The organism is Nostoc sp. (assembly GCF_054880495.1).
Window position 1 is genome coordinate 1 of the sequence record NZ_JBTYKD010000268.1, and the last position, 7,770, is coordinate 7,770.

The 7,770-nt window shown below is 45.0% G+C and carries 7 protein-coding genes; 3 read left to right on the forward strand and 4 right to left on the reverse strand.

All coding sequences use genetic code 11. From position 1 onward, the window contains the following. Nucleotides 1-288: 288 nt before the first annotated feature. Nucleotides 289-987, reverse strand: coding sequence for a DevA family ABC transporter ATP-binding protein (locus tag ACYTXL_RS24180; RefSeq protein WP_461926950.1), 699 nt, complete (start codon nucleotides 985-987; stop codon nucleotides 289-291). A 42-nt stretch (nucleotides 988-1,029) separates the two neighbouring features. On the opposite strand from ACYTXL_RS24180, the gene ACYTXL_RS24185 reads away from it, so the two are divergent. After that, nucleotides 1,030-1,278 carry a hypothetical protein gene (locus ACYTXL_RS24185; protein ID WP_461926951.1) on the forward strand — a complete coding sequence of 83 codons (249 nt, stop codon included), beginning with the start codon at nucleotides 1,030-1,032 and terminating at the stop codon, nucleotides 1,276-1,278. Here the strand turns inward: ACYTXL_RS24185 and devC are convergent. Together devC and ACYTXL_RS24195 are read right to left on the reverse strand one after the other, a co-directional pair. Next, nucleotides 1,208-2,383: an ABC transporter permease DevC gene (gene devC / locus ACYTXL_RS24190; protein ID WP_461926952.1), complete on the reverse strand. Its 1,176-nt coding sequence runs from the start codon at nucleotides 2,381-2,383 to the stop codon at nucleotides 1,208-1,210. The genes ACYTXL_RS24185 and devC overlap by 71 nt on opposite strands. Next, the gene (locus tag ACYTXL_RS24195; RefSeq protein WP_461926953.1) at nucleotides 2,380-3,687 is read right to left on the reverse strand and encodes an ABC exporter membrane fusion protein; all 1,308 of its coding nucleotides are present in this window, start codon (nucleotides 3,685-3,687) and stop codon (nucleotides 2,380-2,382) included. Before ACYTXL_RS24195 ends, devC begins: the two co-directional genes overlap by 4 nt. An 806-nt stretch (nucleotides 3,688-4,493) precedes the next feature. On the opposite strand from ACYTXL_RS24195, the gene ACYTXL_RS24200 reads away from it, so the two are divergent. Continuing rightward, a complete protein-coding gene (locus tag ACYTXL_RS24200; protein ID WP_461926954.1) occupies nucleotides 4,494-5,111 on the forward strand; it encodes a TetR/AcrR family transcriptional regulator in 618 nt (205 codons plus the stop codon). Between the two features lie 270 nt (nucleotides 5,112-5,381). Here the strand turns inward: ACYTXL_RS24200 and infC are convergent, their stop codons facing one another. After that, on the reverse strand, nucleotides 5,382-5,873 hold the full coding sequence (infC, locus tag ACYTXL_RS24205; RefSeq protein WP_292830779.1) for a translation initiation factor IF-3: 492 nt from the start codon (nucleotides 5,871-5,873) through the stop codon (nucleotides 5,382-5,384). Between the two features lie 243 nt (nucleotides 5,874-6,116). Here infC and ACYTXL_RS24210 point away from each other — a divergent pair, with 243 nt between their 5' ends. Next, complete coding sequence (locus tag ACYTXL_RS24210) at nucleotides 6,117-7,457, forward strand: DEAD/DEAH box helicase (protein ID WP_461926955.1); 1,341 nt, start codon at nucleotides 6,117-6,119, stop codon at nucleotides 7,455-7,457. The last annotated feature ends 313 nt before the right edge of the window (nucleotides 7,458-7,770 follow it).

Genomic DNA, 7,770 nt, shown 5'->3' on the forward strand with positions numbered 1-7,770 from the left:
CCTACTTTGACGGCATCGATGCCCACAATTGATGCACTCCAGACTCTAGCAAGCATTTCTTATATAATAGTAAACCTTTCAAATCTCTAGCAGATGAGTTGGTAGATTGGCATTAGTGAAACTACATAGACGATTTTAGCTTATACAGGGATTTGAGCCGGCTTACGGTTCGAGAAAAACTTGATTCGTCAATTGTTAAGCGAGGAAATTATGCAAGAATCAGTAGGACATAAATTGGATCTTATTTAATTCTTATTCCTTAAAAATGTGGGATTTTTGCACAGATTCCTAACTGTTTGCAACAACAGCACGGTCATTTATTAACTTGCCATCTTCCATGTAGACGATGCGATCGGCAATATCTAGAATGCGATTGTCATGAGTAACCAAGAGAATGGTAGAATCGTGTTCTTTAGCTAGTTTTTGCATCAGGTTGACCACATCTCTTCCCGATTTACTGTCAAGGGCGGCGGTGGGTTCATCTGCTAAGACAATTTTAGGACGACCAACTAAAGCACGAGCGATCGCAACTCTTTGTTTTTGTCCCCCAGATAAATCATCAGGATAATAATTCAGGCGTTCGCCTAATCCTACCTCTTCTAACATCTGGGCTGACCGGGTTTTCATTTCTACCGAGGAAATATTATTATGCACTTCCAAGCCCATTCTGACATTCTGGAGTACTGTCAGGCTAGCGTGCAAGTTATGCGCTTGGAAAATATAACCGTTATTGCGTCGCACCTGGGTAAGTTTTGCTGTATTAGCACCACAAAGTTCTTCTCCCAATATCTGTAAACTGCCAAATTGAGCAGAACGTAAGCCGCCTGATAAGGTGAGAAGTGTAGTTTTACCAGAACCAGAAGGCCCAGTCATAATAATAATTTCGCCGGCGTTAATATCCAGGTTGATATCAAACAGAACTTGCTTGCGGAGTTGACCATGACCGAAGTAATGGTTGAGATTTTTAACAGAGATTACAGGAAGCATACTAATTTTAGATTTTGGATTAGGAATTGAATAATTATCTTTATGCCCAATACTTCTCTTCTTAGGCTACGCCAACGGCTTCTCTACGAGACGCTACGCGAACGCTACTTCTCTTCTTCGGCTGCGCCAACGACGCCGCTACTTCTCTTCTTCGGCTGCGCCAACGACGCCGCTCAGTACAAGTCAGTACAAGTCAGTACAAGTGCCCAATGCCCATTTTCTAAAACATATCTGCGGGGTCGGCGGACTGTAATTTGCGAGTGGCGATCGCACCAGAAATTATACACATAATCATAGTTAGCCCTAATACCGTTAAGGCTCGTGCTAGGGTCATGTAAACTGGCAAATTGGTCGCATTACGAGTTAAATAATAAAGTCCTAAAGGTGCGATCGCTCCTGGGATAAAGCCCAACACTGCCAAAATTATCGCCTCTTCAAATACCACACCTAATAAATAGAGATTATTATACCCCATTGCTTTGAATGTGGCGTATTCTTTGATATGAGAATTTACATCTGTAGAAAGAACTTGATAGACGATAATCACGCCCACCAGAAAGCCCATTCCGACACCCAAGCTAAAAATAAACCCAATCGCCGTATTTTTTTTCCAATAATCTGTTTCAAATTCGATAAATTCTGCTTTGGTTAAAACTTTAACATCATGATCTAAATGAGATTCTAAAACTGCTTTCACCTGTTTTGGATCATAGCCTGGTTCTAGTTGAACCAAACCTAAACTGACACTGCTGGCTTCTCGCTTCGGAAAGAGCCGCAAGAAATTCTGGTCGCTGGTAATCAGATTCCCATCAGCCGCAAAGGAAGCCCCGATTGAAAATAAGCCGCTAATGGTAATCGTCCGGCGGTCAATTTCAGTCGTCACAGGTTTCCCTTGTGCAACTTGAGCGATCGCTTCTTTATAATCTCCTCTGGAGGCGCGATCGAACAGGACTGTATCTGGTAGCTTCACCCGATCTATCTGGCTGTTCACATCCACCAAATCAAACGCTGGCTTTTCAGGATTGATCCCGATAACTAATACAGATGTCTTTTGCTGTGTTTGGGGATTCTTCCAATCAACAATGCTGATATACATTGCTTCTGCGGACTTCACCCCCTGTACATCCATTGCTTGATACAGCCGCCGTCGCGTAAAGGTAGACGCATTTAACAGGTTACGGGCTTGAGGACTAACTAGGAAAATGTCAGCCTGTATACTATGATGCAGCTTAGTATTACTTTCAAACAAGGCGGTCTGAAATCCTAGCTGCATGAACATGAGAACATCAGCGAAAGCAATGCCTCCCAATGCCACCAACAGACGGCTTTTTTCATGACTCAGTTGCAGCCATCCCAGAGGGGTTCGCTGGCGCAGTTGTTGAATAAATCCAATCATAATTCAATCACCGCCTTTACTTGCAGATTGGTAAACTTGGCTGCTTTGATGCTAGAAGCCTGATTTAGTCGCACATGAACTTCTACTACTCTGCCGTCAATATTGCTGGAGGGATCACTGTTGATCAGATTTTGTCGCTGTACCTGCATCCCCAGCCAATCGACGGTCCCCTGTAATTCTCCTGGGAGGGAATCACTAATTACCTTGACTCGTTGCCCCGATCGCACTTTATTAATATCACTTTGGTAAACTTCTGCAACTGCATACATCTGGTCGGTTCGACCTAATTCCACAATCCCGTCATTAGAAACGGTTTCTCCGGCTCGTGTATTAATCTTCATGATTTGCCCCGCTTCTGGTGCGCGGACGTATGCTTGATCCAGTTGTGCTTGCATTTTTTGCACAGTAGCTTGAGCGCTATCTACCTCTGCTTGGGCATTTGCAACATCTGTAGGACGGACTTCAGCCGTTTGGTTGAGGGTGGCTTTGGCTTCGTTAATCTGCTGTTGCAAGCTAGCGAGGGTTTGGTTGCGGTTAGCTTTGGCTTCCTTAATCTGCTGTTCTAAAGTCGCTACAGTTCTTGTTTTGTTGGCTTGGTTTTCGATTACCTGCTGAGTAGAAGTTTCTGCACTCAAGCGTTTTTGATCAGCTGACTGACTGGAAATTGCCCCTGCTTTGTATAAAGCTTCATAGCGTTGCACATCTACTTCAGCGTTGCGCTTTTCGGCTGCTACGCGAGCCACAGTTGCTTGTAAACTCTGTTGTTGTCCTTGCAATTCCGCTTCTAGACGATCAATTGTGGCTTGTTGAGTTTTAATATTTCCCTCTAGTTCGACTTGCAGACGGTTTACAGCAGCTTGCTTTGCTCCAATTTCTCCCTGTTTTGCTCCCGATTTTACCTTGTCAAGGCTGGATTTGGCAACTTGAACTTGTTTTTGGGCTTCAACCAAACTTGCTTGCAAGCGATCGCGACTGTCCATAATTGCAATTACCTGCCCAGCTTTGACCCGATCGCCTTCTTTCACCAATAGTTTCTCAAGCAGACTTCCCTCAGTCGAAGAAGTTGCAGACAGTTTTACCACTTCTCCATTTGGTTCTATGCGTCCCAATGCTGTAACTGTTTTTACTACTGGTTGAACAACTACTGGCGCTGCTTGCTTTTCATTAGCCGTAGCCTGAAACCTTAGCACCGTATAAACACTAGCTCCACCTATTGCTAAAGATGCAATTATTGCTAGTGTTGTGGGCGATCGCCAAAGATTTTGAGAAGACTTTAAATCCTCTAATTTCCAATTCGGTACCATATTGTTCACCTTTTCCCATTCACGACTTGTACTAAACTGTTCAGTTCAATTTATGCTAAACTAAACGGAGTAGTTTAGTCAAGCGTAAAAAGTAAAACTCGGCAATTAAGAGGATGTTTTAAAAGTCCTCTTGTCGGTAGCAAAACGTTCTAGATCCCTCTAAATCCCCCTTCAAAAGGGGGACTTTGATCCGGTTTCCCCCCTTTTGAAGGGGGGCTAGGGGGGATCAATAAGTGCCTAAAATCACAGGCAACCACTTTTAAAACAACCTCTAAACAATTTGCCCTGCGTTACACCCTTTCACTTTAATAATGATACAAATACGTTGGTAGGGGCACAGCAATGCTCATTGGTGTCAACTTAAGCCAAAACCCTTTTCAAACCTCGTTTCCAGCCTCTGGCTGGAAATGCTGCTCGTTGCGGCTCTGCCGCAAGTCAAGAGGCGGAGCCTCGCATAGGCATTCCCAGTCAGAGACTGGGAACGAGACAATCTCTAAAAATAGGTTGGTAGGGGCACAGCAATGCTGTGCCCCTACGAGAAATCTATATGTATCAGGGTTTGTGTGAAATGGTATTACACCCCAAAATTCTGATCAGAAAGTTATCTGTTGAGGTGAGATATTGAAGCAGCGGTAGAAAGTAATTATTGTTTAATAACTCTTTTACCTCCCCGGCGTTAAGAGCTTATTCCAACCATATTGACACTACTCCCCACTCCCCATCTAAGTTGTGGTCTAAATACCTAAAAAATGCTGTAAATGCCGATTAACTTCTTAAAATTCTTTAGAAGAGAGGATAATTAATAAATGGTACGGATTAAAACTGACGAAGTTGATCGAGAGAATTCCGTTGACAAAGTAGAGCAAATTCTGCAAGGGGCAATGCAGGAGTTCCTGCAAAATGGCTATGCTGGCACAAGTATGGATCGGGTAGCAGTAGCAGCCGGAGTTTCTAAAGCGACAGTTTACAGCCATTTTCAAGACAAAGAAGGACTTTTTAAAGTACTGATAGAAAACCTGGCAAATCAAAAGTTTAACTCTCTCTTTGGCATGGAACCTATGGAGGGAGAACCAAAAATCGTACTGCGCCAATTCGGAACCAAATTATTAGAACAGATGAATAACGACCAGGAACACTGTGCATTTTGGCGAGTACTAATTGGGGAATCTGGTCGTTTTCCAGAATTAACTCAGATTTGTGTTCGGGCGATGATTAAACCAATGCTAGAAACGATCACTCAATACTTGGCTGCTCACCCGGAACTGAATATTAGTGATCCACAGGCAACAGCGAGGATTCTTTTAGGCACATTAGTTAATTTTCATGTGACTCAAGACGTGATGCATGGGAAGGATATTATACCAATGGAAAGCGATCGCTTGATTGATGCCTTGACACATTTAATCACCAATTGTGCCGATTGATTGTTTATACATCGGCGCTTGGCGCTTGTTCAGTTGTAAGGTCAAAATAATTGATAATTCATAATTCATAATTACAAGACGATCGGGGACTCGCTACCGCTCCGCTATCAGTGGTAGCTCACTACTCTCCACTGTTTTGTTGACCACTAAATTTTTGATTTAGTGTGGGCTGCTGTACAGTGTCTTTAATTACGAATTACGTTAGCGAAGCGTTAGCGAGTCATCGAGCGTCATTACGAATTACGAATTAAACAGCGATCGCTAGATCAACTAGGCAGGAATAACTTGAACAATTAGTGAGCGTTTATCCAACGACTGGATTTTACCTACTTGACTGAGATCGTTTGCAATCCGGTCTAGTAGTTCTCCAGCTTGGTCACGATATTGATGTTCTCGACCTCGTAAACGAATGGCAAACTTTACCGAATCGCCTTTACTCAACCACTGAACAGCTTTCTCAATACGTAAATTGTAATCAGCCACACCCACGTTTAGCCCGAACCGAACTTCCTTTACCGTGGGTCTAGCACTCTGACTCTGACGTTTTTTCTTTTGATACTGAAGCTTGCCATAGTTGAGAATCTTGGCGATTGGAGCGTCTTTGCCTTCGGAGACTACAACTAAGTCAAGCTCTAAACTTTCGGCTAGCTGTAGGGCCTCCTTGGTGTCGATCAGACCACGATTGTTATTCTCATGGTCAATCAAGAAGACGTGAGGTGACTTGATTTGCGAATTAATCAGTTGCTTTTGGATTGCGATAATGAATTTCTCCTAGTTGTTCAACACTTTACTTTACAAGCAAGTAATGCTAATGCCAATTTAACACAACACTGAATCAGAGCAACTTTAACGACACAATCGATTGCAATCTGTTAGAATGCAAAATTGCGGCACACGCTCTGAGTCTTGGCGCTACTGCCCATCCAGCCTTTCAATGATTTTTTATCCGTCCGCCTAAGACTAACGCCAGCATTGGCGACAGGCCGATGTTATTTTTGGAGTCTTATGTCTTTTTCTACTCTCGGCTTGTCCAATGAAATTATCCGCGCCGTTACCGAGCGAGGGTACACCGAACCCACGCCAATTCAGATGCAGGCAATCCCTGCTGTATTGTCGGGTAGCGATTTGCTAGCTGGGGCACAAACTGGGACTGGAAAGACCGCTAGTTTTACCCTGCCGCTTCTGCATCGGTTGTCGTCCGACAAGAGCAAAGGTACGTCTAATGGATACCCGCCGATCCGGGCGCTGATTCTCACCCCGACTCGGGAACTCGCCGCACAGGTGGAAGAAAGCGTGCGCGAGTACGGCAAGTATTTGAACCTAAACTCAATGGTGATATTCGGCGGAGTCAGTATTCATCTCCAAAAACAGCGTTTGAAAGGCCGAGTGGATATTCTGGTCGCTACTCCAGGGCGACTGCTAGACCACGTACACCAGGGCACGCTGAAGCTGTCGCATATTGAGGTTTTGGTGTTGGATGAAGCAGATCGAATGCTGGACATGGGCTTTATTCATGATATCCGCCGCATTCTCTTACTCCTGCCCAAACAGCGGCAGAATTTACTATTTTTCGCTACTTTCTCGGACAAAATTAAAACCCTCGCCGCCGGACTGCTAAATCACCCGACGATGATTGAGGTGGCACGTCGCAACGTTACCGCCGACACAATAGCACAAAAAATTTATCAGGTAGACCGTGACAAAAAACGTCAATTACTAGCTCACCTAATTCGGCGAGATAATTGGTATCAAGTGCTAGTGTTCACTCGCACTAAGTATGGGGCTGACCGTTTGGTTAAACAGTTGGCTGAAGACCGCATTCAAGCATTGGCAATCCACGGTAATAAGAGCCAGCCAGCGCGTACCAACGCTCTGGCAAAGTTCAAGAATGGCAGCTTACAAGTATTGGTGGCGACGGACATTGCTGCTAGGGGTCTTGACATCAGCGAACTGCCCCATGTAGTCAACTTCGATCTGCCCAATGTACCGGAGGATTATGTTCATCGCATTGGTCGCACTGGTCGCGCTGGTGCATCAGGTGAAGCAGTATCACTGGTCTGCATCGATGAATACCCTCTATTGGCAGATATTGAAAAACTGATCGAGCAGCGTTTGCCGAAGGAAGTCGTCGCTGGCTTTGCGCTCAACCCCGACACCAACCCCGAACCAATCCCAAATGGACGCCAACACAGACCCCAACCCGGAGGTGACAAGCGTCCGGCTCGTACTGCTAAACTGTCACCACCGACTTCCGCCAAACGTAAGCCAGCCCCACCTGCAACGAATGGCGATCAGCCTGGTGGTCGTTCGTCCGCATCGCGCCGTTCTGCTAAACGCGATCGCTGATCTTCGTTCTTAGAGTGTACAGCGTTCAACTGACTTGTACTGAGCGACGTCGTTGGTGCAGCCTAAGAAGAGAAGTAGCGTTGTCTTGGCGCCGCCTCTGGTAGAGAAGTAGCGCTCACGCCGAAGTCTTGTCCGCCTTTGCTTACTGGGCGGGTGAGACATCTACCCCACTTATAAATAATTGGATACTAGAACCTAAGCGATTAAGTGCATTAAAGGTAGGTTGGGTGGAGCGGAGCGCAACCCAACTGATTATCAGGATGTTGGGTTACGCAAAGCCTCCACCCAACCTACAATTTTTTTGCAACTAGAA